Source organism: Reyranella massiliensis 521 (genome assembly GCF_000312425.1).
Lineage (GTDB): Bacteria > Pseudomonadota > Alphaproteobacteria > Reyranellales > Reyranellaceae > Reyranella > Reyranella massiliensis.
The window spans coordinates 3,363,716-3,388,757 of sequence record NZ_HE997181.1; the positions used below are offsets into that span (position 1 = coordinate 3,363,716).

Below are 25,042 nucleotides of genomic sequence, written 5' to 3' on the forward strand. Positions count from 1 at the left end.
GGTCGTCCAGGTGCCCATCGGTACGGCGCGCCACATGCCGAGCAGCGATACGCCGATCATATCGAAGCAGACGACCCTGCATGGGATAAAATCCCATATGTTACAATAGGTTAATGTCTTTTCAGAGAGGTCGTTTGAAGGTTCTACAGAAGGCCGAGCAGCGATATCGCGAGCACCTATGAGAAATAGCCCTCGATAGCCTCCGGAGAACTGCGCGTTTTCTTGCAGTGGCGAACGTCCACCAGTACCTTCGCGCGCTTTTTCAATGCCTGAAAGGAGGCATCGCGTTATGGCTCTTATTGCCGATCGTCTTAGCCGTATTAAGCCCTCTCCAACCAACGCCGCGCAGGCGAAGTTCCTGGAGATGAAAGCGGCGGGCAAAGACGTGATCGGCCTTGCCGCCGGCGAGCCCGACTTCCCGACTCCCGACCACATCAAGGAAGCGGCTTACAAGGCCATTCGCGAGAACGACACCAAATACACCGCCGTGCCCGGCACGCCGGCGCTGCGCGAAGCCATCGTCGCCAAGATGAAGCGCGACCATGGCCTGGAGTACAAGCCGTCGCAGACGGTCGTCACCTCTGGCGGCAAGCAGATCATTTTCAACGCCATGCTTGCCACGCTGAACCCGGGCGACGAGGTCATCGTGCCGGCGCCGTACTGGGTCTCCTACCCGGAGATGGTGCTGTTCGGTGACGGCACACCGGTGATCGTGCAGTGCGAGGAAAAGCACGGCTTCAAGCTGCAGCCGGAGGCTCTGGAACGCGCGATCACGCCGAAGACCAAGTGGCTGATCCTGAACTCGCCCAGTAACCCGACGGGCGCCGCCTACACCAAGGCCGACCTGCGGGCCCTGTGCGACGTGCTGCTGCGTCATCCGCAGGTCCACCTGCTGACCGACGACATGTACGAGAAGCTCGTCTACGACGACTTCGTGTTCGCGACGCCGGCCGAAGTCGAGCCCAGGCTCTACGACCGTACCTTGACGATGAACGGCGTGTCGAAGGCCTACAACATGACGGGCTGGCGTATCGGCTATGCCGCCGGCCCGCAGGCGCTGATCAACGCGATGATCACGGTGCAGTCGCAGAGCACGTCGAACGCCAGTTCGATCAGCCAGGCGGCGGCGGTAGCGGCCCTGAACGGCCCGACCGACTTCATTCCGAAGAACGTCGCCGTCTTCAAGCAGCGCCGCGACCTCATCGTCTCGATGCTGAACCAGACCAAGGGCCTCAAGTGCCCGCGGCCGGAAGGCGCCTTCTACGTCTACCCGTCCTGCGCCGGCACGATCGGCAAGAAGACGCCGGACGGCAAGACGATCGAGAACGACACGGACTTCGTGAACTACCTGCTCGAAGCCGAGGGCCTCTCCGTCGTGCAGGGCTCGGCCTTCGGACAGGGTCCCGCCTTCCGCATCTCCTACGCCACGGCGACGAACCTGCTGGAAGAGGCGGGCCGCCGCATCCAGCGTGCCTGCGCCGCGTTGAGCTGAGCCGATCCAATACATAAAGGGAACAGGGCCGGCCCTTGGGGGACCGGCCCTTTTTCTTGCCTCCACCCCCTATTTACTGTACGATTAGTACAGTTAAATGGAGGATGCCAGCATGGCTGGTCCATCGGCAGGTCCCGCCGCCATCCGGGCGCTTTCGGTACAGAACAACGCGCCGGCAGTACTGCGCATCGTGAGCCAGCTTGGCCTGATCGTGGCAATGGCGGTGCTCATCTCGATGCTGATCAGTACCTACGGCGTGCTGGCGGCTTTGCCGTTGATGGCCATGCAGGGCTTCTGCATCGCCTTCCTGTTCACACCGCTGCATGAAACCGCGCACAAGACGGCGTTCAGGACGCGCATCCTCAACTCGGTCGTCGGCCAGCTCTGCGGCGTGCTGATCGGCCTGCCCTACGAATACTACCGCCTCTTCCATTGGGATCATCACCGCCACACGCAGGACCTCGAGAAGGATCCCGAACTGATTGTCGGCTCGCGGACCGATTCGCTGCCGCGACGGGTCCTGTCCTTCACCGGCCTGCCGCAGCTCGGTAACCGCCTGCTGCTGATGCTACACCATGCCGTGACCGGCAAGGTGGTGGCGCCCTGGGTGCCGGACGACAAGCGTAGCCTGATCGTGTGGGAGGCGCGCGCCTACACCGCGCTCTACCTGGCGCTCGCGGCAGGATCGGTCGCGCTGGCCTCGCCGCTGCTGCTCTCGGTGTGGATCGCTCCCGTGCTGATCGGGCAGCTCTTCCTCAGGCCCTATCTCTATTCCGAGCATACCGGCTGCGGCCATTCGTCGAGCGCTCTCGAGAATACGCGGACGACCTATACGAACGGCATTGTGCGCTGGTTCGCCTGGAACATGCCCTACCACGCCGAGCACCATGCGTTTCCGTCGGTTCCCTTCCACGCTCTGCCCGAGCTGAACCGGCTGGTCGCGGCGCGGATCGTCCATCAGGGACAAGGCTACCGCCGGGTCATTCCTGCGGCCTGGCGCTATCTCACTGAGGCATCAGAAGCGAGGCCACCAGCTTCCTCGCATAGTCGCCAGACAGCGGCCTGAACTGGAAGAGGAAGCGGTAGAAGAGCGTGCCGTAGATGCGGTCGTAGAGATCGCCCGCTGCAACGCCCGCCATGATCGAACCTTCCCTCTGGCCGCGCTCGATGATCGCTGTGGCCGTCCTTCGCCGGATGTCGAGATAGCGTTCCGTGAAGAGCTGTGCGGAGCCCGTCTTGGCGATGCACTCGGAGATGACGGCGAGCTGTACTTTGCCGAATTCGCTCTTCAGAGCTTCGGCATAGGCGGCTGCGTGCCGCTGCAGCGTTGAGATCGGATCGCCTTCTTCCGTGAGCGGAAGCATCAACGACGCATGCCGGAGAAAGGCGTCGATCAGCAGCGCCTCGCGGGACGGCCACCATTTGTAGACCGTCATCTTGGAAACTTTGGAGGCGCGGGCGATCGCATCCATCGTCGCAGCCGTCAGGCCTTTCGACACGATGAGCCCGTAGGCCGCGTCGAGAATGGCGGCCTCCGCCGCCGTCGAACGCGGCCGGCCACGGCGGCTTGGTTTCCCTTCACTCCTTTCGGTCATCCCCCGTCGATATAAGGCGTATTGACGGCCTCCCAGCGGAATCTCATCCACATGTCCCGGTCGGCCGATTGACTCGGCCTGCCCCCGGTGAAACGATTTCGTCGACACAGGGCTTCGCTCCGAACGAGGCGCCGCGGGTTAGCCCGTCCTTCCTGGAGACGCCTCCGGGGCTTCTACGCGTATTGCATTCGCGAAGAAGGAGGACGTCGTCATGGCCGAACTCAAGACCGAGACCATCCCTGGGGGCAGACCAGGTAGCGGCGCGCACCGCGTGGTGGCGCTGTGCGGGCCGTATCTCTCGGGCAAGACCAGCCTGCTCGAGAGCATCCTCTTCGCTACGGGAGCCATCGGCCGGCGCGGTTCGACTCGTGCGGGCACTTCCATCGGCGACGGCTCCCCCGAGGCTCGCAAGCGCGGCATGGGTACCGAGATCAACATGGCCTCGGTCGACTATCTGGGCGACCAGTGGACCTTCCTCGACGTGCCGGGTTCTATCGAATTCCAGCACGATGCCTTCACGGCCCTTGCCGTGTGCGACGCCGTCGTCCTCGTCTGCGAGCCCTCGCCCGAACGGGTCGTGGCCCTGACGCCGCTGCTGAAATACATCGAGGACCGTCACCTTCCCCACATCATCTTCATCAACAAGATCGATTCTGCCGACGTCCGCGTGCGCGACATGCTCGCAGCGCTGCAAGCCATCTCGACGCGCAAGCTCGTGCTGCGCCAGGTACCGATTCGCCGGTCGACTGCCGATGGTGGCGAAGAGACGGTAGGCTATGTCGATCTCGTGAGCGAACGCGCCTATCGCTACAAGTCGAGCGGTGCCTCCGATCTGATCGAGATGCCGGCTGAGATTCTGCCGCGCGAAAGCGAGGCGCGCCGCGAGATGCTGGAAACGCTGTCGGAATTCGACGACACGCTGCTCGAACAGCTCATCGAGGACGTGGCGCCCGAGAAGTCGCTGATCTACCGCGACCTGCACGAGGAATTCGGCTCCGATCAGATCTCGCCCGTCCTGCTGGGCGCCGGCGATCGCGAGAACGGTGTGCGCCGGCTCTTGAAAGCACTGCGTCACGACACCCCTTTCGTCGATGTGACGGCTAAGCGTCGGGCTTTGCCGTCGAACGGGGTCGCCATGGCGGAATGCTTCAAGGTCCTGCACCAGAGCCATGCCGGCAAGCTCTCGCTCTGTCGCGTCTGGTCGGGCGCGCTCACCGAGGGGCAGTCGCTGGGCGGCCAGCGGATCGGCACTTTGCTGCGGCCTTTCGGACAGCGCCTCGACAAGACGACGGAAGCGAAGGCCGGCGAGATCGTGGCGCTGGCCAAGGTCGAGGCGATCTCGGCCGGGCAGACACTGTCGGCGGGCGGCGTCGCTGCGTCGGCCGACTTCCCGACGGCCGATCCTCCGGTCTTCGCCCTGTCGCTCGCCGCCAAGAACCGCAACGACGAGGTCAAGCTCTCGGGGGCGCTGCACAAGATCGTCGAGGAGGATCCCTCGCTCTCCTTCGAGGCGCGCGGCGAGACTCACGAGCTGCTGATCAAGGGTCAGGGCGAAATGCACCTCAAGGTCGCCGTCGACAAGCTCGCCGGCCGCTACAACGTCGCCGTCGAAACGACGGCGCCGCGCGTTGCCTATCGCGAAACCATCCAGGCCGGCGCGCAGCAGCATGCCCGCTACAAGCGCCAGACCGGCGGCCACGGCCAGTTCGCCGACATCAAGATCGAGATCAAGCCGCTGCCGCGCGGCTCGGGCTTTCGCTTCGTCGACAAGATCGTGGGCGGTGTCGTGCCGCGTAACTTCATCCCTGCGGTCGAGGCCGGGCTGACCGAGTATCTGAAGGAGGGACCGCTCGGCCAGCCGGTGGTCGATCTCGAAGTGACGCTGTTCGACGGCCAGTATCATTCGGTCGACAGCTCCGAAATGTCGTTCAAGATGGCCGCGCGTATCGCCATGAGCGAGGCCATGCCCAAGTGCAAGCCCGTGCTGTTGGAACCGATCCTCAAAGTCACGGTCGCCGGGCCGAGCGAGTCGACGCCGCGGCTGCAGCGGCTGATTTCCGGACGGCGCGGCCAGCTCCTCGGCTACGACACCCGGCCAGGGTGGAGCGGTTGGGACGAAGTTTCGGCGTTGATGCCCGAAGCGGAGATCGCCGACATGATCGTCGAGATCCGGTCGGTCACCCAGGGCGTCGGGAGCTTCCGTACCGAGTTCGACCACCTGCAGGAGCTGGTCGGCCGGACAGCCGAGCGCATCGTCGAGGAGAGCAAGAAGCGCGCGGCATGAGACGCTGACGCCATCACAAGCGGGTGAAGCCGTCCTCCGGCGGCTTCACCAAAGGTCCCAGGCCACCCATAGTTCTCCCGTGTGTAAGCGTCCGAGAGGAGAACTTTCCAATGTTCAACAGACGGTCTCTGATGGCGGGCGGCCTGGCGATGGCCGCAGTGTCGTCACTGATCCGCGTCGCGAATGCCCAGTCTGGGCGTCCGACGCTGGTGTTCGTCGGCCACGAGCTTTGAGGCGGCTGCAAGATCTGGCGTGCCCAGTCCGAGCCTGATTTCCTCAAGTCCGACGCCTTCAAGAAACTCGACTATCAAGTCGTTCACCCGGCCAATGCCGACCTCATCATGGTCGAGCAAAGCTGGCCTGCCGCGGCGCGCCCTGTCCGAGAGGCATTCCTGGCAAGCGACGAAGGCAAGAGCCGGCCAAACGCCACCCCGCGCTTCATTCTCTACAAGGACGGCAAGATCCTCCTGACCGTGACCGGCAACGCCGGCTGGAAGGACAAGATGTGGCCCGCCCTTCAGGAAGTGACGGGCACGAAAGCCTGATTCGGCTGTATAACCTCCCCGGGAAGCCTTTCTCGGGGAGAAGTAGTTGATGTTGACGAGACGCAAGCTGGTCGCGGGTGGAGCAATACTCGCGGGTGTGGCGCCGCTCGCGCGTGCCGCCTCCGCACAACAGGCCACCGGCAAGCCGATCCTGATCTTCGCCGGCGACGAAACGTCCGAAGCCTGCAAGGTCTGGCGCACGCAGTGGGAACCCCTCTTCAAGCAAGCGCCGGTCTTCCAGAAGCTCGACTACCGGGTGGTCTTTACCCCGACGCCCGCCCTGCTGCTAAAGCCGGCAAGCTGGCCATCGGACCTGCGCTGGGTGCTCGATGCCTTCCTGATGAGCCAGGTCGGCGTGGAACAGGGTGCCGAGACGCCGCGTTTCTTCCTTATCCAGAGCGGGCAGATCACGATGACCGCGGTCGGCAACAATTCCTGGCGCGACATCGTGTGGCCGACCCTGCTGGATGTGACCAACTCAAAGCCGTAGACTTCAGGAAGCAAGCCTGGAGGCTCTCGATGGCCAACGACCTCTTCCGCCGCCAGCTCGGCGCCTATGCGTCGGTCCATCGCGACTGGCGCAACAAGGCAACGCATTTCGTCGGCATCCCCGTCATCGTCTTCTCGCTGCTGCTGATCCTGTCCCTGTGGCGCTTCGAGCTGGGCGGCCGTGAATGGACACTCTCGCTCGCCATCGCGATCCTCGCCGTGCTGGGCTGGATGGCGCTGGACCTCGGCGTCGGCATTCTTATGGGCATCATCATGGCGCCCGCCTGGTATGCCGCGGAAGCGTTCGCCGGCGCACTGGGTTCGCCGTCGGCCGTGTGGACGGCTTTCGCCGTTCTGTTCGTTGGCGGTTGGGTGTTGCAGTTCCTCGGCCACCACTATGAAGGCAAGCGACCGGCGTTGATCGACAACATCTTCCAGGGTTTCATCGGGCCGATGTTCCTGGTGGCCGAAACGCTGGTGGTACTGGGACAGCGCAATGATCTCGCAGAGGCCATGGGAGAAGGTAACGTCACGGCGCGGTGAGCAGGGTTGATTTGCGGCGCGCCTGTCTCGCGGCCATGACTGGGCAGTACGCGTGACGGAGCGACTCAGGAGTAGGACGAATGTTGATCAAGCGCAGACGAGGCTGGGAACTGCCGGAAGCCGCGGCGACGTCCGAGAGCCGCTATCTGCAGCGCCGCGAACTGGTGCGTTCCATGGGCCTCGGCGCTGCGGCACTGGCATTGCCGGGCACGGCTTTCGCGCAGGGCAAGGCGGCCGATCCGTCGGCCAGCCTCTATCCGGCGAAGCGCAACGACAAGTACGGCGTGCCGACGCCGATGACGGCCGAGAAGCAGGCCACGACCTACAACAACTTCTACGAGTTCGGCACCGACAAGAGCATCTTGCGGGACGCGCAGAAGCTCGAAGTACGGCCCTGGACGATCAAGGTCGGTGGCATGGTCGAGAAGCCGTTCGAGATCGGCATCGACGATCTCCTGGCCAAGGTGCAGCTCGAGGAGCGTGTCTATCGCCATCGCTGCGTCGAAACCTGGTCGATGATCGTGCCATGGAGCGGCTTCCCCGTGCGCTCGCTGGTCGAGGTCTGCAAGCCGCTCAGCAGCGCCAAGTTCATCGTCATGAAGACGCTCAGCAATCCGTCGGTCATGCACGAGCAGCGCGACCTGCTCTATCCCTGGCCCTACACCGAAGGCCTGGCGATGGACGAGGCCATGAACGACCTCGCCTTCATCGCGACAGGCCTCTACGGCAAGCCGATCCACAAGCAGAATGGCGCCCCGCTGCGCCTCGTGGCGCCGTGGAAGTACGGCTTCAAGAACGTGAAGTCGATCGTCAGCGTCGAGTTCACCGACAAGAAGCCCGTCTCGTTCTGGGAGAAGCTGCAGTCCAGCGAGTACGGCTTCTGGGCGAACGTGAACCCGCAGGTCCCGCATCCGCGCTGGAGCCAGGCCACCGAGAAGCCGCTCGGCAGCAGCGAGCGCATCCCGACCCTGCTCTACAACGGCTACGCGGAGTTCGTGGCCGGCCTCTACGCCGACCGCAAGGCGGAAAAGCTCTTCATGTAGCCACCTCCCCGGGCGTGAGCGTTACCCTCGCCTTTGCCTCGGCGTGCCGGCCCGGTAAAACGGAGATCGAGCCGTCAGGGCTGGTGGAGGAAACGTGAAAATCAATCGTCGTTCGACCCTCGCCGGTGCAGCCGCACTGGCGACCGCGCCATTTGCAAAAGCGGCTTTCGCCCAGGCGTTTCCCAGCAAGCCGATCAAGATCGTCGTGCCGTTCGCGGCCGGTAGTGCCACCGATCTCACGGCGCGTGGGCTCGGCGCCAAGCTGCAGGACATCCTCAAGCAGCCGGTCGTGATCGACAACAAGCCCGGCGCCAGCGGCCAGCTCGGCGCCTCTGCCGTCGCGACCGCCCCGGCCGACGGCTACACGCTGCTGATGGGCACCAACACCACGAACGCCGCCAACGGCGCGCTGTTCAAGAAGCTCAGCTACGACATCGAGAAGGACTTCGCGCCGATCATGCGCTGCGTAATGGGCGTCAACGCGCTGGTCGTGAACAACGACCTGCCGGTGAAGACTGTTGCCGAGCTGATCGACTATGCCAAGAAGAATCCCGGCAAGCTCAACTACGCCGAGGCCAGCGCCTCGCAACGCCTCTCCGGCGAGATGTTCAACAAGCTGGCCGGCGTGAAGATTGAGCGCGTGCCCTACAAGGCGAGCCCGCAGGCGCTGGGCGATGTCGCCGCCGGTCAGGTGCAGGTCATGTTCCCCGACCTGCCGCAGGCGCTGACGCAGATCGAGGCCGGCCGCGTACGCGGCCTGGCCACCACCGGCCCCAAGCGCACCTCGGTCACGCCCAATCTCCCGGCGATCGCCGAGACCGTGCCGGGCTATTCGTTGGTCTATTGGCTGGCCGTCTTCGCGCCGGCTGCTACGCCCAAGGACGTGCAGAAGGCTCTGGCCGATGCCATCGCCGAGGCGCTGAAGGATCCTGCCACGGCCAAGGCCATGACTCAGGGCCGCATGGAGATAGCGCCGCTGCCGCTCGACCAGTTCGCCGACTACGTGAAGAGCGAGACGGCCTGGTGGACCAAGGAGATCAAGGCGGCAGGGATCGAGCCAGAGTAACGGGCCGGAGTGAACGTCATGAGCAAGGTCATCATCGACAAGAACGGCCCGGTCAAAACCATCTGGATGAACCGGCCGGAAAAGCGCAACGCTCTCGACAGCGAGTTGCTGCAGGCCATGATCGAAGCGTTGCGTGCGCCGGTGGCACCTGAGGACCGCGTCGTCGTGATCCGCGGCAAGGGCGATGTGTTCTGCGCCGGCCTCGACATGGCCGAGCGTCGCGAGACGATTGGCTCGGGCAGCGCCAGTGGCATTGAGGTCATGCTGCGCGCCATCGAACTCTGCCCGTTGCCTGTCGTGGCCGTCGTGCAGGGCGACGCTATCGCCGGCGGCAACGAACTGGCGCTGCATTGCGACCTGGTCGTGGCGAGCCAGAAGGCGCGCTTCGGCATGTCGCTGGCGCAGGTCGGGCTCGCGCCCAACTGGTTCCTGGCCAAGAAGCTGATGGAAGTGCTGGGCCCGGTCACGACCCGCGAGATGCTGCTGCTGGGCGATCCCCTGCCCTCGACCAAGCTGCACGCGCTGGGATTGATCGCCCGCTGCGTCCCAGCCGCCGAACTCGAAGCCGAGGCGTCGAAAGTGATCGACCGGCTGGCCGCCAATGCGCCGCTGTCGCTGAAAGCCATGAAGGCGCTGACGGTAAAGCAGCTCGAGTTCCGCGACGGCATCAAGCATGACGATGTCGATGCGCTGGTCCAGGCGGCGATGAAGAGCCAGGACGCGCAGGAAGGCATGAAGGCCAGGCTCGAGAAGCGCACCGCGAAGTTCCAGGGCCACTAGCCCGTGTCCATCCGGCTTCGCCTCGACAAGCCCTGGCGGCCGCTCGCCGCGGAAGAGATCGCCCGCCTGCCCGGCCAGCTCGGCATCTACCAGATCGCCGACGCCAAGGGCGCGATCCTCTACATCGGCCAGGCCGGCGCGCGCGCGCCGTTCGGCTTGCGCAGCGAGTTGCAGCGCGAGCTGGCCGAGCGCGGCGCCGGTTGCCAGTTCCGCGTCGAAGTGAACATGCAGTATCGCTCGCGCTGGTTCGAACTGCTGATGGTCCACAAGGCCGACCACGGCGCTCTGCCGCCCGACAACGCCAAGAACCCGCCGCCCAATCTCGGACGGCTCAGCCCTGCCTGAAGAGGCCACCCAAAGAGGCCAGTAGATGGACTTCGAACCGAACTCCGAACAGCAGATGCTGATCGACCAGGTCAGGCGCTACGTGCGGGAAGAGATCATTCCCCTCGAAGCCAGGCTCGACCCGGACGCGTCGGAGCTGGCGCCGGAAGATCACGCGCGGCTGGTCGAGAAGACCAAGGCGATGGGTCTGTTCGGCATCGACATTCCCAAGGAATTCGGCGGTCCCGACATCGACATCGTGACACGCACCCTGCTCGCCATCGAAATGGCGCAGCATCGCGCCGGCCTTTACGTGCCCTGCTACGGCACCTTCGGCGGGGCCGGCCTCGCCCAGATCTTCGAGGCCAACGACGATCAGAAGGAGCGCTATCTCTACCCGACCCTGCGCGGCGAAAAGAAAGCCTTCTTCGGCCTGACCGAGCCGTCCGGCGGCAGCGATCCGGCGCGCGCCATCCAGACCAAGGCCGAGCGCAAGGACAATGGCTGGGTATTGAACGGCGCCAAGATCTTCATCTCCAATGCCGACCGCGCGCAGTACGGCATCGTCTTTGCCCGTACAGACGCCTCGAAGGGCCGCGCCGGCATCACCTGTTTCATCGTCGATTCCGACACGCCGGGCTTCCATGTGCGAAGGGTCGTGCACACGCTGCGGTCCTCGCACTACGCCACTGAACTCGAATTCAAGGATTGCTGGGTCTCCGACCATCAGGTCCTGGGCGAGGTCAACAAGGGTTTCGCCGTCGCCAACGACCGGCTGACCCGCCAGCGCATCCCCTATGCCGCGGGCTGTATCGGCGTCGCCATCGCCGCCCACGAAATGGCGATCGAATGGGCCAAGATGCGCTCGACCTTCGGCGAGAAACTTGCCAACCGCCAGGCCGTGCAGTGGATGCTGGTCGACAACGAGATCGACATCCGCACCGCGCGCCACTTCACGCTCGAAGCTGCGGAAAAAGCGCGGCAGGGCGTGCCATTCCGTACCGAAGCCGCCATCGCCAAGCTGACCGCCTCGGAAGGCGGCGGCCGCGTCGTCGACCGGGCGATGCAGATCCATGGCGGCATGGGCATGACCAAGGACCTGCCGCTCGAACGCTGGTATCGCGAGATGCGCATCCGGCGCGTCGGCGAGGGACCGAGCGAAGTGCAGCGCATGGTGATCGCGCGCGAGATTTTGGGAAGCAATCTGCGATGAACACACCCTCAGGGCCGCTGGCCGGCATCAAGGTCGTCGAATTCGGCCAGAACCTCGCCGGCCCCTACTGTGGCCAGATCCTGGCCTTCCTCGGCGCCGAGGTGGTGAAGATCGAACGGCCCGAAGGCGACGATGCCCGCAAATGGGGGCCTCCTTTCGTGGAGGGCGATGCGACGGGCTTCATCGCGCTCAATCGCGGCAAGAAATCGATCACCTGCGACCTCGCCGACCCGAAGCAGCGCGAGACGTTGATCGAACGCATCGGCGCGGCCGATGTCTTCGTGCATAACCTGCGGGCCGACGTGCCGGCCAAGTTCGGCTTCGATGGCGCCACGCTGACCAAGCGCTTTCCCCGTCTGATCTATGCCGATCTCGGCGCCTTCGGCCATGCCGGTCCATGGAAGGACCGGCCGGGCTACGAGCCAATCATTCAGGCGGTCGCGGGCCTCATTTCCCTTAACGGCGACCCGACCGGGCCCGAGGCCCGGATTGGCGTCTCGATCATCGACCTCTCGACCGGCATGTGGACGGCGATCGGCGTGCTGGCGGCGCTGGCCAAGCGCACCGCGACCGGCCAGGGCAGCCTGGTCAACACCTCGCTGTTCGAGAGCGGCCTGATGTGGGCCTCGAACCATGTCGCGGGCTGGTCGGTGACCGGCCGGATGCCGCCGCGCCAGGGGACCGGCCATCCCTCGCTCACGCCCTACCAGGCGTTCGAATGCAGCGACGGGCCGCTGATGATCTGCCCGGGCAACGACCGGCTGTGGCGCAAGTTCGCCGAAGCGCTGGGCCACCCCGAATGGCCGGACGAGGAGCGTTTCAAGACCAACGTGCAGCGCTCGGAACGGCGCGAGTTGCTGCTCGGCATGATCGCCGACATCATGAAGAAAGAAAGCCGCGCTCATTGGTCGGCCAAGCTCGACGCTCTGGGCGTGCCCAACGGGCCGTTGAATTCGGTGCCACAGGTCATGGAACTGGCCCAGGTCGCCGCGCTCGGCATGTTTGCGCAGCCCTATGCCGGTTCGAATGCCCTCTTCCACGGCCTGCCGCTCAGCATCGACGGCGAGCGGGCCGGCGGCGCCGAGAAGGCGCCGAAGATCGGCGAACACAACGGGAAGGTTTAGCCGGCGAAGCTCAGGCAGTAGTCCCGCACCTGGTCGAGCGGGATGCGGGCATGGCTCTGGACGATGATGAACTTGCCGCCGGGGTCGGTGCCGTTGGGCAATCGCACGAGGCGCTCGAAATCGTCGGCGCCCCAGACGCAGGACCGTTCGGAGAAAAGATGGATGTCGGCCGAGTAACAGCTGTCCCATTCGGCGTGATAGTCGAACAGGGTGCCGTTGATCTCGGCGGCGCTGGTATAGAGCGAGTATTCCGTCCAGGCGGTATTGAGCGGCGACCGCAGCTTCCACCAGACCAGCGCCGATATCGGATCTAGGTAGCGGCCCCGCAGGCGCTCCAGGGTCTGCGCCGCCAGGTCGCCGTGCAGGATGTTCGGCGTCACCGACAGCCCATGCGACTTGGGATCGTAGGGAACGCCGATGACCTTGGAAGCCTGCTGCCACCAGCCGTGATGGCGCTTGGGCTCCCAGCGCGAAAGCGCACGATTATGTTCCAGGAAGCTCTGCGAATCGAAGTCACCGACACAGCAGACGTCGGAATCGAGCGTCAGGTAGCCGCCGAAACCCAAAAGGGTCGGTACGTGCAGCTTCAGGATCTGCTGACGATACCAGCCGGTCAGCAGGTAGAACGGACTGAACGCCGGAACGAAGTCGCTTTCGGGCCGAACCGACACCTCGATGTTAGGAAACCGCGGCAGGCTCTGGCGCAGAAGGCTGGCGTCCCGGTTCGGGGCGATGATCAGCAACTCGAACGGCTTGCTGTCGATCCAGTGCTTGGCCAGCGATTCAATGAGAAGGCCGGCACGCTCCAAATCGCCCCGACGCTTTATGTTGCGCAGGGCCAGCGGAAGGATGCCTTGGCGAATCTCGGAAAACATCAGTGATCGAGCCTGAAGCTACATATGGTTAGCGGTTACAGCCACATCAATTGGTGGTTTGTGCGTCAAACACCCCCAATCAGCGGCACTTCGCCCCACAAGGAAATCACCAGGTCGCAGCCACCACGACGAAAAAAAGACGCCGGGCACTGAGGCCCGGCGAGTCAAACAGGGAGGCTTCACGTCTGGGAGACGTGGGATCATGAGGATCCCGAGTTTCGAACGCGATCAGCCGAAACCTTTCGTGTCGAAGACCTGCCTCTAAATTAGGCCTCGTGCGCCGGATTGGTAGAGGTGAAGTAAAGGACACTGGCATGCGACGAACGCATGCCTTTCAACAGCTGTGCATTCCTGCAGATCTCGCGCTTCAAAATCGTGTCTCTGCCACCTTTCGCAGAAGGAAATCACGGAACACGGCAATGCGCTTGGAGTGCCGCAGTTCCTCGGGATAAGTGAAATATACATCTGTCGTACGGACATTGAGGTCCGGCAGCAGTATCTCGAGCTTGGTCGACTCGCGCGCGAGATAATCCGGCAGCGAAGCGATCCCCAACCCGGATTCGACGGCGCGGAAGATGCCGTAGACGTTGTTCACGCGCAGCACCACGGTGCGGCCGGTCTGGTCGAGATTGCCCTCGCGCAGCAGCCAGTTCACGTCCTGGACCGGGGAGCGCGCATCCTCACCGAAGATGATCAGCCGATGCTGGTCGAGTTCTTCGATGGTCGCGGGCTTGCCGTACTTCTGCACATATCCATGCGAGGCATAGACGTGGCTGCGCACCGTGAGCAGATGGCGCTGCACTAGGCCCGGCTGACGCGGCATGACCATCCGGATCGCCACGTCGGCCTCGCGCATGCCGAGGTCGAGTTCGTTGTCGGAAAGCACGAGACTGACGTCGATCTCAGGGTACAGCGCAATGAACTCGTGCATCTGCGCGGTGAGCCAGGTCGAGCCAAACCCGATCGTCGTCGTGATCTTCAGTCGGCCGGCCGGCTTGTCCTGGTTGGCGCGCAGCAATGCCTCGGCCGTGTTGACCTTGGCCGCCATGTCGCGCGCCGTACGGTAGAGCAGCTCGCCCTGCTCCGTGAGAATGAGACCGCGGGCATGGCGATGGAACAGCATGACGCCAAGCTGCTCCTCCAGCGCGCCGATCTGACGCGAGATCGCCGACTGGCTGAGCTTCAGCGCTTCGCCGGCATGCGTGAAGCTGCCGGCATCCGCCACGGCCTGGAAGATCCGCAGCTTGTCCCAGTCCATTTCCATGCCTCCCCTGCCTCTCCGCGCGGCCTATTCGGCGGCCTGCGCGAGCCGTGCCTCCTGCGTTGCCAGCCATTTCTCGGCTTCGAGCGCTGCCATGCAGCCCGTGCCGGCGGCTGTCACGGCCTGGCGGAAAATCTTGTCCTGCACATCGCCGGCCGCGTAGACGCCCGGCACATCGGTCGCCGTCGAATCGGGCTTGGTGATCAGGTAGCCCTCGCTGTCCATCGCGAGCTTGCCTTTGAACAGCTCGGTATTGGGCGAGTGGCCGATGGCGATGAACACGCCGTCGGTGGCAATTTGCTGTTCGGCGCCGGTCTTCACGTTGCGCACGCGCACGCCCTTGACCAGCGGCGCCGGCGACGCCTCGCCAACGATTTCCTCGACCGTATGATCCCACAGAACCGTCACCTTGGGATTCTTGAACAGTCGCTCCTGCAGGATCTTTTCGGCGCGGAAGCTGTCGCGGCGATGGATCAACGTCACCTTCGAGGCATGGTGCGTAAGATAGAGCGCCTCCTCGACCGCCGTGTTGCCGCCGCCGACCACCACGACCTCCTTGCCGCGGAAGAAGAAGCCATCGCAGGTCGCGCAGGCCGACACGCCGCCGCCACGGAAGGTCTGTTCGCTGGGCAAGCCGAGCCACTTGGCGGTGGCGCCCGTCGCGATGACCAGCGCTTCGGCTTCGTAGCGGTCACCCGAATCGCCGATACAGACGAACGGCCGCCGCGAAAGATCGACCTCGACGATGGTGTCGAAGAAGAGCTGCGTGCCGACATGCTCCGCCTGCTTCTGCATCTGCTCCATCAGCCAGGGCCCCTGGATGACGTCGGCGAAGCCCGGATAGTTCTCGACATCGGTCGTGATGGTGAGCTGACCGCCCGGCTGAATGCCCTGCACGAGCATCGGCTTCAGGCTGGCACGCGCGGCATAGATTGCCGCCGTATAGCCTGCCGGGCCGGAGCCCAGGATCATTACCTTACTATGATGAGTTGCTGCCATGTGCGCCCCGCATCCCGCCAACCGCATATCTTCGACATATATGCAAACCTCGCCGGCGATGCACGGGTAGATGTCACTTTTCGGCGCAATTGTTCACAGAAGCCGAGCGAAATCTCGCAACTTTATTGCGCGCATGGCACGGTTCTGGCATAGACCGCGGCCAACGGAGGAAAATGGATGGCTCGCGCAAAGCTCGATCGAATCGACCGGCGCATTCTAAGTGACCTGCAGTCCAATGGCCGCATGACCAACGTGGAGCTGGCGGAACGAGCCGGTATTTCGGCCCCGCCCTGCCTGCGTCGTGTCCGGGCCCTGGAGCGAGCGGGCATCATCAAGGGCTACCACGCCGATCTCAGCCCGGAGGCGCTGGGCTACAGCGTGTCGGTGTTCGCCTTGGTGGGCTTGAGCAGCCAGGCCGAGACGGACCTAAAGGCCTTCGAAGAGCTGATCGCCAAATGGGACGAAGTCCGCGAGTGCCACATGCTGGCCGGCGAGGCCGACTTCCTGCTGAAGATCGTGGCCGAGACGTGGGACGAATATCAGAAGTTCCTGACGACGCGCCTGACGTCGGCGCCCAATGTCAGCCATGTAAAGACGATGATGGTTTTCCGCACGGCCAAGCAGGTGCCGGGAGTGCCGATCGCGACCGAGTAGCAAGCAGGAGAAAAGGAGAAGGGCCATGGATGGCAGCGCCGCAGCCGACGTCACGCTGGACCGCCTGCACGAGATCGCCGACGCCTTCGCCCGCCGCGACGTCGATGGCATCGTCAATTCCTTCGCCGAGGACGGGGAGTTCCGCAACGCCAAGGGGCCCGACTATTGGGGCCAGAGCTTCAAGGGCAAGGCGGCGATCCGCAGCTACTTCGAGCCGCTGTTTGCCAATACCGGCGACGTGAAATGGCTCCATACCAGCGAGTTCGTCTGCGGCAACCGCGCCGTCACCGAATGGCACCGGACGGCGACGCTGAGGACCGGCGAGCGTCAGGAGTGGCTGGGCTGCGATCTCTATACGTTCCGCCGTGGCCTGATCGTCATGAAGGACACCTACATCAAGGTAGTCGTCTAACGCGCCAGAAGGCACTTGTCGGGGCCTGCGCGTACGAATAGCCTGCATTAAATACACAGTGTTGTCACTAAGACGACACGGAGACCGCAGGCCATGAAGAACCTGTTCCAAGCATCGCGCGTCCTGCTGCTCGACATGGCATCGACGCTGCTCTTCCTCGGCGTCTATGTCGCGACCGGCAACCTCTTCCTCGCGGTTGGGCTCGGCATGGCGCTGGGACTCGGCCAGATCGCCTGGCACTTGTTCCACCGCGAGCCGGTCGAGGCGCTGCAATGGCTGAGCGTGGTGATCATCCTCGCCTCCGGTACGGCAACCTTCTTCACCAGCGATCCGCTGTTCGTGATGCTGAAGCCCACGATCGTCTATGTCGTGGTTGGCTTGGTGATGCTGAAGCGCGGCTGGATGAACCGCTATTTGCCGCCGATCGCACAGGCGACGGTGCCCGATCTCGGCATCCGGTTCGGCTATATCTGGGCCGGACTGATGTTCTTCTCGGCCGTACTGAATATCGCCCTGGCGCTCACCCTCGACCCCGCGAGCTGGGCCGCCGTCAAATCGGCCTGGGCGATCGGCAGCAAGATCGCCCTGTTCCTGATCCAGTACGCCGTGATGAAGTCGACCGGGATCCGCCGCGCCAAGGCGGCGATGGCGGCGGCGGCCGGCTAGCCGAACTCTACTTGAACTGGACCGCGACGACTTCGTAGGACTTGGCGCCGCGCGGCGTCTGGACCTCGACCGTATCGCCCACGGACTTGCCGATCAGCGCCTTGCCGATCGGCGAGGTGACGGAGATGCGGCCCTTCGCCAGGTCGGCCTCGTAGGGCCCGACGATCTGGTACTTCACCTTCTCGTCGGTATCCTCGTCGGCCAGCCGGACGGTAGCGCCGAACTTCACGACCTTCCCTGTCAGCTTGGAGAAGTCGATCACCTCGGTGCGCGAGATAATGTCCTCGAGCTCGGCGATTCGACCTTCGATAAAACCCTGCTTCTCGCGCGCAGACGTGTATTCGGCGTTCTCGGAGAGATCGCCATGTTCACGCGCCGCCGCGATCGCCTTGATGATCGCCGGGCGCTCCACGCTCTTCAGCACTTTCAGTTCGTCCTCGAGGCTCTTCAGCCCCTCGGCCGTCATCGGAACCCTTTCCATTGCCAAATCGTCCTTGATCAATCGTACGGCGTCAACGCCGAACGCAACCCGAACTGGGTTGCATCCTGCAAGTTGTCCGGAGGTGGAGAGGTCTAGAAGGTGGTCTTGAAGTAAGATTGCAGGGGCGCCACGTCGAGAGCGCCCTCTTTCAATGCAGCAATGCCTTCGACCGACGCCTTGGCTCCGGCGACGGTCGTGTAATAGGCGATTTTGTGCATCAGCGCCGTGCGCCGCAGCGTGAAACTGTCGGTCAAGGCGCTGGCCCCGTCGACGGTGTTGAATACGAGCTGGACCTTGCCGTCCTTCATCAGATCGACGATGTGCGGCCGGCCTTCCAGCACCTTGTTGACGCGCTGCGCTTCCACGCCGTGCTTGTGCAGGAATTCCGCCGTCCCGCCGGTCGCCACGACCTTGAAGCCGAGCTCGGCCAGCCGCTTCATCGGCTTGATCATCGCCTGCTTGTCCTGATCCTTGACCGAGACGAACACGACACCCTCGACCGGCACCTTGCTGCCGGCGCCGAGCTGCGACTTGGCGAAGGCGCGGCCGAAATCCATGTCGAGGCCCATGACCTCGCCGGTCGAGCGCATCTCAGGGCCGAGGACGACATCGACACCGGGGAAGCGCGCGAAGGGGAACACCGCTTCCTTCACGGCGATATGCTTGCCCTTGGCCTTCTTGATGCCGAGCGACTTCAGCGGCTCGCCGGCCATCAGGCGGGCGGCGTATTTGGCGATCGGCTGGCCGGTCGCCTTGGCGACGAAGGGCACGGTGCGGCTGGCGCGCGGATTGACTTCGAGCACGTAGACGTCGCCGTCCTTGACGGCGTACTGCACGTTCATCAGGCCGACGACGCGAAGCGCCTTGGCCATCGCCTCGGTCTGGCGTTCGATTTCCGCCATGATCTTGGACGGCAGCGAGTAAGGCGGCAGCGAGCAGGCCGAATCGCCGGAGTGGATCCCCGCCTCCTCGATATGTTCCATGATGCCGGCGACGAAGACGTTCTGGTCCTTGTCGGCCAACGCGTCGACATCGACCTCGATGGCATCGCGCAGGTAGGAGTCGATCAGCACCGGGTTCGCGCCCGACACCTGCACGGCATCGCGCATGTAGCGCTGCAACGCGGCGAGATCGTAGACGATCTGCATCGCACGGCCGCCCAGCACGTAGGACGGACGGATGACCACCGGATAGCCGATGCGCTCGGCCACTGCGATCGCCTGTTCCTGCGACGTCGCGGTGCCGTTGGCGGGCTGCCGCAGCTTCAGCTCGTGGATCAGCTTCTGGAAACGCTCGCGGTCCTCGGCGAGATCGATTGCGTCGGGCGACGTGCCGAGGATCGGGATGCCGGCGGCCTCCAGAGGCTTCGCCAGCTTGAGCGGAGTCTGGCCGCCGAACTGCACGATCAGGCCCAGCAGCTCGCCGCTCCTGCGCTCGACTTCGACCAGCTCGATCACATCCTCGGCCGTCAGCGGCTCAAAGTAGAGGCGGTCGGCGGTGTCGTAGTCGGTCGACACGGTTTCCGGGTTGCAGTTGACCATGATGGTCTCGTACCCGGCGTCACGCAGCGCATAGACGGCATGCACGCAGCAATAGTCGAACTCGATGCCCTGGCCGATGCGGTTCGGTCCGCCGCCCAGGATGATGACCTTCTTGCGGTCGGTCGGCTGGGCTTCGCACTCCCCAGGGCGCAGCCCGTCGCCCTCGTAGCAGGAATAGAGATAGGGGGTTCGCGACTCGAACTCGGCAGCGCAGGTGTCGATGCGCTTGAACACCGGCCGGACGCCGAGCGCCCGGCGCTTCTTCGCCACGTCCGCAGCGCCCTGGCCCGTCAGCTCGCCCAGCCGCTCGTCGGAAAAACCCTTCTTCTTGAGGTCGAAGAATGCCTTGGCGTCCGTCGGCAAGCCGTTCTTGGCGACGCCGGCCTCGATCTTAACGAGCTGCTCGATCTGGCGCAGGAACCACGGCTCGAACTTCGAGGCGTGGGCGATCTCCTCGACCGTGAGGCCGTGGCGGAACGCTTGGGCGATCACCAGCACGCGATCCGGCGTCGGCGTGGCCAGCGCGCCGACGATGGCGGACCTGTCCGGCGCCCCCTTGATCTGGATTTCGTTGAGGCCGGTCAGGCCGGTCTCCATCGAGCGCAGCGCCTTCTGCAGCGACTCCTGGAAGGTGCGCCCGATCGACATCGCTTCGCCCACGCTCTTCATCGAGGTGGTGAGCAGCGCCTCCGCCCCGGGGAACTTCTCAAAGGCGAAACGCGGAATCTTGGTCACGACATAGTCAATAGTCGGCTCGAACGAAGCCGGCGTCGTGCCGGTGATGTCGTTCAGGAGTTCGTCGAGCGTGTAGCCGACGGCCAGCCGCGCCGCGACCTTGGCGATCGGGAAGCCGGTCGCCTTCGACGCCAGCGCCGAGGACCGCGACACGCGCGGGTTCATCTCGATCACGACCATGCGGCCGGTCTGCGGATCGACGGCGAACTGCACGTTCGAGCCGCCGGTATCGACGCCGATCTCGCGCAGGCACGCGATCGAAGCGTCGCGCATGATCTGGTATTCCTTGTCGGTCAGCGTGAGCGCCGGCGCCACCGTGACCGAGTCGCCGGTGTGGATGCCCATCGGATCGACGTTCTCGATCGAGCAGATGATGATGCAGTTGTCGCGGCGGTCGCGCACGACCTCCATCTCGTACTCTTTCCAGCCGAGCACGGATTCTTCGACCAGCACCTCGCCGACCGGCGAGGCGTCGATGCCACCCTGCACGATCTCGAAATATTCGTCGCGGTTGTAGGCAATGCCGCCGCCGGTGCCGCCCAGCGTGAAGGACGGCCGGATGATCGCCGGCAGGCCGACATGGTCGAGCGCGTTGATCGCTTCCTCGCGATTGTGCACGACCTCGCTCTTGGGGCAGGTGAGGCCGATCTTGGTCATAGCCTCGCGGAACAGCAGCCGGTCCTCGGCCTTGTCGATGGCCTCGGCATTGGCGCCGATCAGTTCGACCTTGTACTTCTTTAGCCGGCCATCGCGATGCAGCGCCATCGCGGTATTGAGAGCCGTCTGGCCGCCCATGGTCGGCAGGATGGCGTCCGGCTTCTCCTTCTCGATGATCTTCGCCACCATGTCGGGCGTGATCGGCTCGATATAGGTCGCGTCCGCCAGGCCCGGATCGGTCATGATCGTGGCCGGGTTGGAGTTCACCAGAATGACCCGGTAGCCCTCGTCCTTCAGCGCCTTGCAGGCCTGCACGCCCGAATAGTCGAACTCGCAGGCTTGGCCGATCACGATGGGACCGGCGCCGATGACCAGGATGCTCTTGATGTCTGTGCGCTTGGGCATGATGTCTCTACTTGCCCTTGCTCTTGTCGATCATCTCGACGAAGCGGTCGAAGAGATAGTGACTGTCGGTCGGGCCGGGCGACGCCTCGGGATGGTACTGCACGGAAAAGGCCGGCTTGTCGGTGCAGCGAATGCCTTCGTTGGTGCCGTCGAACAGCGAGACGTGCGTCACCTCGACGTTCTTAGGCAAGGATTCGGGGATGACGCAGAAGCCGTGGTTCTGCGACGTGATCTCGACCTTGCCGGTCGTCAGGTCCTTGACCGGCTGGTTGGCGCCGCGATGGCCGCGCTCCATCTTGCGGGTCTTGCCGCCGAGCGTCAGGGCCAGGATCTGGTGGCCGAGGCAGATGCCGAACAGCGGCACCCTCTTGTCGAGCACCGCCTGGATGGCCGGCGAGGCGTAGACCGCCGTTGCCGCCGGATCGCCCGGACCGTTGGACAGGAACACACCGTCCGGCTTGTGGCGCAGGATGTCCTCCGCCGTCGCCGTCGCCGGCACCACCGTGACCTTGCAGCCGGTGTTGGCGAGGCAGCGCAGGATGTTGCGCTTGGCGCCGTAGTCGACGGCGACAACGTGGTACCTGGGCTTGTCGAGCTTGCCGTAGCCCTTGCCCAGCGTCCACGTGGTCTCGTTCCAATTATAAGTCTGCTTCGACGTGACCTCGATGGCAAGATCCATGCCGTCGAGGCCAGGCCAATCCTGGGCGATCTTGCGCATCGCCGGAATGTCGAACTTGCCGTCGGGCGCGTGGACCACGACGCCGTTAGGCGGACCGCCGTCCCGGACATGCCGGGTGATGGCGCGGGTATCGACGTCGCACACACCGGGCAGATTATGGCTCTTCAGCCAGTCGTCGAGCGGCTTGACCGAGCGCCAGTTGGCCGGCTCCGTAATGTCGCCCCGGATGACCACGCCACGAGCAGCCGGCGTGATTGTCTCGATGTCCTCGAGATTGGTGCCGACATTTCCGATATGCGGAAAAGTGAAGGTGATGATCTGCCCGGCATAAGACGGATCGGTAATGATCTCCTGGTAGCCGGTCATCGAGGTATTGAAGCAGACTTCGCCGACCGCATGGCCGGCCGCCCCGACGCCCTTGCCCCAGAAAACCGTGCCGTCAGCCAGCACTAGCGCGGCCGTAGCCCAGCGCGGCGCGGCGTCGGTCGCGCCTGCGGTCTTTGGAGGTGTCATGATGAATTTTTTGCCCGTTCGTGAGGGCTCGCGCTTCGCCTTGGCCCTCCGTGGCCTTGGCGTCTGCGAACCGCGCGGGTTGTAACCAAGCGGTCGCAGAGGGTCAAGGTGTGCTCGCTGCTAATTCACAAGCATTTTCAATAACTTATTTGCTTTGCCAATAGCGTCGCAGGCGATTAGTTTCCGCCCTTCGACCCAACGGAACCGAAACAATGCTGCGCGACAAGCTGAACGAGGCCATGAAGGATGCCATGCGCGCCCGCGATACCGCGGCGCTGGGCACGATTCGCCTGATCCTGGCCAAACTCAAGGAAGTAGACATCGCCGCCCGCACTGAGGCGAACCGCGAGGGCGTGGCAGACGACCGAATCCTGTCGATGCTGCAAGGCATGATCAAGCAGCGCAACGAATCGGTGGCGCTCTACGAGAAGGGCAATCGCACCGACCTGGCCGAGAAGGAAAAGGCCGAGATCGCCGTCATCGAGCGTTTCCTGCCGCAGCAGATGGACGAAGCCGCCGTCGAAGCCGCCATCCGCGAGGCCATCGCCGCAACGGGCGCCGCCTCGATCAAGGACATGGGCAAGGTCGTAGGCCAGCTCAAAGCCAAGTATGCCGGCCAGATCGACTTCTCCAAGGCCTCGGCCGCGGTGAAAAGGGCGCTGGGCGGCTGATCTTCCCCGCTATCCTCTCGGACGCTCACTAGCGCCCAAGAGCAGTCGGGGCCATTTTAGGCGATGGCCTTCCCTCCGGGCTTCCTCGACGAACTGCGCGCGCGGCTCAGCATGTCCGACATCGTTGGACGCAAGGTCGTGCTGAAGCGCCGCTCGGGGTCGGAGTATGCCGGCCTCTGCCCATTCCACAACGAAAAGACACCGTCCTTTACGGTCAACGACAAGAAGGGCTTCTTCCATTGCTTCGGCTGCGGTGCCCATGGCGATGCCGTGGGCTTCGTCATGAAGACCGAGGGTCTTTCCTTTCCCGAATCGGTCGAGAAGCTGGCCCGCGAAGTCGGCATGCCGGTGCCGCGCGCCACGCCGGCCGAGCGCGAACGGGTCGAGCGGGCGGCGACCCTGCAGCAGGTCGTGGAGCTGGCGGCACGATGGTTCCAGAAGCAGCTGCGCCTGCCGGTGGGGCGCCAGGGCCTCGACTATCTGCGCGGCCGCGGTCTCAGCGACCAGACGATCGACGATTTCCGGCTGGGTTTCGCGCCGGATTCGCGCGACGGGCTGATCTCGGCGCTGAAGCGCGAGAACGTGCCGATCGAGAAGATCGTCGAGGCGGGCCTCGCCATCCAGCCGGACGACAACCGCGACCCCTACGACCGCTTCCGAGGCCGCGTGATGTTCGTCATCAACGACCGCCGCGGCCGCGCCATCGCCTTCGGCGGACGCGTCATGGGGGCCGGCGAGCCCAAGTACCTCAACTCGCCGGAGACTCCGCTCTTCCACAAGGGTGCCAACCTCTATTGCCTCGACCGGGCGCGCGAAGCGGCCACCAAGGATCGGCCGATCATCGTAGCCGAAGGCTACATGGACGTGATCGCCCTTCATGGGGCCGGATTCACCGGCTCGGTGGCGCCGCTCGGCACCGCCCTGACCGAGGGCCAGCTCGGCGAACTGTGGAAGCTGGCCGATGAACCCTATCTCTGCTTCGACGGCGACAATGCCGGCCGCCGCGCCGCCGCCCGCGCCGCCGAACGGGCTCTGCCTTTGCTGCGTGCCGGAAAGAGCCTGCGCTTTCTTGCCCTGCCGGCCGGCGAAGATCCCGACAGCCTGATCCGTTCGCGCGGGCCCGACGCGGTGCGGCGCATGCTCGATCTGGCGCGGCCGCTCTCGGACGTCGTCTGGGACATGGCGACGGAGAACAGGCCTGTCGATACACCAGAGCGGCGCGCCAGCCTGCAACGCGCCGTCGAACAGCAGGTCGCCGGAATTGCCGATCCGGTCGTGCGGGACTTCTATCGCAACGAGATGCGCAGCCGGCTGAACCGCCTGCGGCGGCCTGATTCGGCTACTTGGCAAGCCGGCGCTCGCAAGCCCTTCCGTCGGCCGGGCGACCCGCCGCCGCCGCCATTCGCCGCCGGTTCCGCCGCCCGGCGCTCCGGCGTCGACCTCGATGGTTCGCGTCAGGAGCGAGCCCTCCTGGGCGCCCTGATCGAACGGCCGGCGCTTCTGCATGTCCTGGCCGAGGAACTGGCGCATCTTCCCCTCGTTAATCCCGAGCTGGGCCGGTTACGCAGCGGCCTGCTCGACGCCCTGTCGCTGGTACCTTTCGGTATCGACCCGGCTGCAGATGATGCAGCGGCCGGTGATATTCCCCTTGAAGAGCGGCTGATCGAGGATCATTTGAAGCGCTCCGGACTGGGCGCCGTCGCCGAGGCGGCGCGCGCCAAGGCCCGCGAGGTCTTCCGGGACGATCCGGCCGACGCCGACGGATGGGTCGGCCAGTGGCGGCGGGCAGCTCGCCATTTGACCCAGCTCACGGCCGATCCGGAGGAGCTGAAGCGGGCCGAGGAAGCCCTGGCGGAGGACCTGAGTGAGGAAAATCTGCGGCGGTTGCAGGCCATCCTGGACCGCATGCGACGGGAAAGCGCAGACCATGGGGCAGGCTAAGGATAGCTGGCTTGCGGCGGAATAAGGGCTTCCCCCTATCGCTGCTTGCGCTTA

General features: G+C 64.4%; 25 protein-coding genes. 18 read left to right on the forward strand and 7 right to left on the reverse strand.

What is annotated here, in order from left to right; translation table 11 throughout:
* Positions 1-289 precede the first annotated feature (289 nt).
* Together BN60_RS16405 and BN60_RS16410 are read left to right on the forward strand one after the other, a co-directional pair.
* Positions 290-1,492, forward strand: coding sequence for a pyridoxal phosphate-dependent aminotransferase (locus BN60_RS16405; protein ID WP_043284013.1), 1,203 nt, complete (start codon positions 290-292; stop codon positions 1,490-1,492).
* Positions 1,493-1,604: 112 nt separating this feature from the next.
* Positions 1,605-2,558, forward strand: coding sequence for a fatty acid desaturase (locus tag BN60_RS16410; RefSeq protein ID WP_020697189.1), 954 nt, complete (start codon positions 1,605-1,607; stop codon positions 2,556-2,558).
* Here BN60_RS16410 and BN60_RS16415 read toward each other — a convergent pair.
* Positions 2,497-3,087 carry a TetR/AcrR family transcriptional regulator gene (locus BN60_RS16415; protein ID WP_020697190.1) on the reverse strand — a complete coding sequence of 197 codons (591 nt, stop codon included), beginning with the start codon at positions 3,085-3,087 and terminating at the stop codon, positions 2,497-2,499. The genes BN60_RS16410 and BN60_RS16415 overlap by 62 nt on opposite strands.
* A 211-nt stretch (positions 3,088-3,298) precedes the next feature.
* Here BN60_RS16415 and BN60_RS16420 point away from each other — a divergent pair, with 211 nt between their 5' ends.
* The 11 genes from BN60_RS16420 (at position 3,299) to BN60_RS16465 (ending at position 12,498) form a co-directional block, all read left to right on the forward strand.
* A complete protein-coding gene (locus tag BN60_RS16420) occupies positions 3,299-5,371 on the forward strand; it encodes an elongation factor G (RefSeq protein WP_020697191.1) in 2,073 nt (690 codons plus the stop codon).
* 110 nt (positions 5,372-5,481) lie between these two features.
* Positions 5,482-5,604, forward strand: a complete 123-nt coding sequence (locus BN60_RS31655) for a hypothetical protein (protein WP_020697192.1) — start codon at positions 5,482-5,484, stop codon at positions 5,602-5,604.
* 108 nt (positions 5,605-5,712) lie between these two features.
* Positions 5,713-5,916 (forward strand): hypothetical protein, encoded by a 204-nt coding sequence (locus tag BN60_RS16425; RefSeq protein WP_020697193.1) that lies wholly within the window; start codon positions 5,713-5,715, stop codon positions 5,914-5,916.
* Between the two features lie 49 nt (positions 5,917-5,965).
* Positions 5,966-6,406: a hypothetical protein gene (locus tag BN60_RS16430; RefSeq protein WP_020697194.1), complete on the forward strand. Its 441-nt coding sequence runs from the start codon at positions 5,966-5,968 to the stop codon at positions 6,404-6,406.
* A 29-nt stretch (positions 6,407-6,435) separates the two neighbouring features.
* A complete protein-coding gene (locus BN60_RS16435; protein WP_020697195.1) occupies positions 6,436-6,948 on the forward strand; it encodes an Mpo1 family 2-hydroxy fatty acid dioxygenase in 513 nt (170 codons plus the stop codon).
* 80 nt (positions 6,949-7,028) lie between these two features.
* The gene (gene msrP, locus BN60_RS16440; protein ID WP_020697196.1) at positions 7,029-7,991 is read left to right on the forward strand and encodes a protein-methionine-sulfoxide reductase catalytic subunit MsrP; all 963 of its coding nucleotides are present in this window, start codon (positions 7,029-7,031) and stop codon (positions 7,989-7,991) included.
* 94 nt (positions 7,992-8,085) lie between these two features.
* Complete coding sequence (locus BN60_RS16445) at positions 8,086-9,057, forward strand: Bug family tripartite tricarboxylate transporter substrate binding protein (protein ID WP_020697197.1); 972 nt, start codon at positions 8,086-8,088, stop codon at positions 9,055-9,057.
* 18 nt (positions 9,058-9,075) lie between these two features.
* Complete coding sequence (locus tag BN60_RS16450; protein WP_020697198.1) at positions 9,076-9,837, forward strand: enoyl-CoA hydratase/isomerase family protein; 762 nt, start codon at positions 9,076-9,078, stop codon at positions 9,835-9,837.
* 3 nt (positions 9,838-9,840) lie between these two features.
* Entirely contained in the window at positions 9,841-10,182 is a 342-nt protein-coding gene (locus BN60_RS16455; protein WP_020697199.1) for a DUF7508 domain-containing protein, read from the forward strand.
* A gap of 25 nt (positions 10,183-10,207) precedes the next feature.
* Entirely contained in the window at positions 10,208-11,374 is a 1,167-nt protein-coding gene (locus BN60_RS16460; protein ID WP_020697200.1) for an acyl-CoA dehydrogenase family protein, read from the forward strand.
* Positions 11,371-12,498, forward strand: a complete 1,128-nt coding sequence (locus BN60_RS16465; RefSeq protein ID WP_020697201.1) for a CaiB/BaiF CoA transferase family protein — start codon at positions 11,371-11,373, stop codon at positions 12,496-12,498. Before BN60_RS16460 ends, BN60_RS16465 begins: the two co-directional genes overlap by 4 nt.
* On the opposite strand, the gene BN60_RS16470 is transcribed toward BN60_RS16465, so the two are convergent.
* The 3 genes from BN60_RS16470 to trxB form a co-directional block, all read right to left on the reverse strand.
* Positions 12,495-13,373, reverse strand: a complete 879-nt coding sequence (locus BN60_RS16470) for a DUF6492 family protein (RefSeq protein WP_020697202.1) — start codon at positions 13,371-13,373, stop codon at positions 12,495-12,497. The two genes, BN60_RS16465 and BN60_RS16470, sit on opposite strands and share 4 nt — an antisense overlap.
* A gap of 367 nt (positions 13,374-13,740) precedes the next feature.
* On the reverse strand, positions 13,741-14,631 hold the full coding sequence (locus BN60_RS16475; protein ID WP_043285898.1) for a LysR family transcriptional regulator: 891 nt from the start codon (positions 14,629-14,631) through the stop codon (positions 13,741-13,743).
* Between the two features lie 30 nt (positions 14,632-14,661).
* The gene (gene trxB / locus BN60_RS16480; RefSeq protein ID WP_043284015.1) at positions 14,662-15,633 is read right to left on the reverse strand and encodes a thioredoxin-disulfide reductase; all 972 of its coding nucleotides are present in this window, start codon (positions 15,631-15,633) and stop codon (positions 14,662-14,664) included.
* A 177-nt stretch (positions 15,634-15,810) separates the two neighbouring features.
* Between trxB and BN60_RS16485 the strand changes: the two genes are divergently transcribed.
* The 3 genes from BN60_RS16485 to BN60_RS16495 all read left to right on the forward strand — a co-directional run bounded on the left by BN60_RS16485 (position 15,811) and on the right by BN60_RS16495 (position 17,365).
* Positions 15,811-16,287: an Lrp/AsnC family transcriptional regulator gene (locus BN60_RS16485; RefSeq protein ID WP_020697205.1), complete on the forward strand. Its 477-nt coding sequence runs from the start codon at positions 15,811-15,813 to the stop codon at positions 16,285-16,287.
* A 25-nt stretch (positions 16,288-16,312) separates the two neighbouring features.
* Positions 16,313-16,699 (forward strand): nuclear transport factor 2 family protein, encoded by a 387-nt coding sequence (locus BN60_RS16490; protein WP_020697206.1) that lies wholly within the window; start codon positions 16,313-16,315, stop codon positions 16,697-16,699.
* Between the two features lie 93 nt (positions 16,700-16,792).
* Positions 16,793-17,365, forward strand: a complete 573-nt coding sequence (locus tag BN60_RS16495; protein WP_020697207.1) for an inner membrane-spanning protein YciB — start codon at positions 16,793-16,795, stop codon at positions 17,363-17,365.
* A gap of 7 nt (positions 17,366-17,372) precedes the next feature.
* On the opposite strand, the gene greA is transcribed toward BN60_RS16495, so the two are convergent.
* From greA to carA, 3 genes are all read right to left on the reverse strand, one after another.
* Positions 17,373-17,846 (reverse strand): transcription elongation factor GreA, encoded by a 474-nt coding sequence (gene greA, locus BN60_RS16500; protein ID WP_043285900.1) that lies wholly within the window; start codon positions 17,844-17,846, stop codon positions 17,373-17,375.
* Between the two features lie 92 nt (positions 17,847-17,938).
* Positions 17,939-21,184 (reverse strand): carbamoyl-phosphate synthase large subunit, encoded by a 3,246-nt coding sequence (gene carB, locus BN60_RS16505; protein ID WP_020697209.1) that lies wholly within the window; start codon positions 21,182-21,184, stop codon positions 17,939-17,941.
* A 7-nt stretch (positions 21,185-21,191) separates the two neighbouring features.
* Complete coding sequence (gene carA / locus BN60_RS16510; RefSeq protein ID WP_020697210.1) at positions 21,192-22,376, reverse strand: glutamine-hydrolyzing carbamoyl-phosphate synthase small subunit; 1,185 nt, start codon at positions 22,374-22,376, stop codon at positions 21,192-21,194.
* A 212-nt stretch (positions 22,377-22,588) separates the two neighbouring features.
* On the opposite strand from carA, the gene BN60_RS16515 reads away from it, so the two are divergent.
* A complete protein-coding gene (locus tag BN60_RS16515) occupies positions 22,589-23,047 on the forward strand; it encodes a GatB/YqeY domain-containing protein (protein WP_020697211.1) in 459 nt (152 codons plus the stop codon).
* 63 nt (positions 23,048-23,110) lie between these two features.
* Positions 23,111-24,988, forward strand: coding sequence for a DNA primase (dnaG, locus tag BN60_RS16520; protein WP_020697212.1), 1,878 nt, complete (start codon positions 23,111-23,113; stop codon positions 24,986-24,988).
* Positions 24,989-25,042 lie beyond the last annotated feature (54 nt).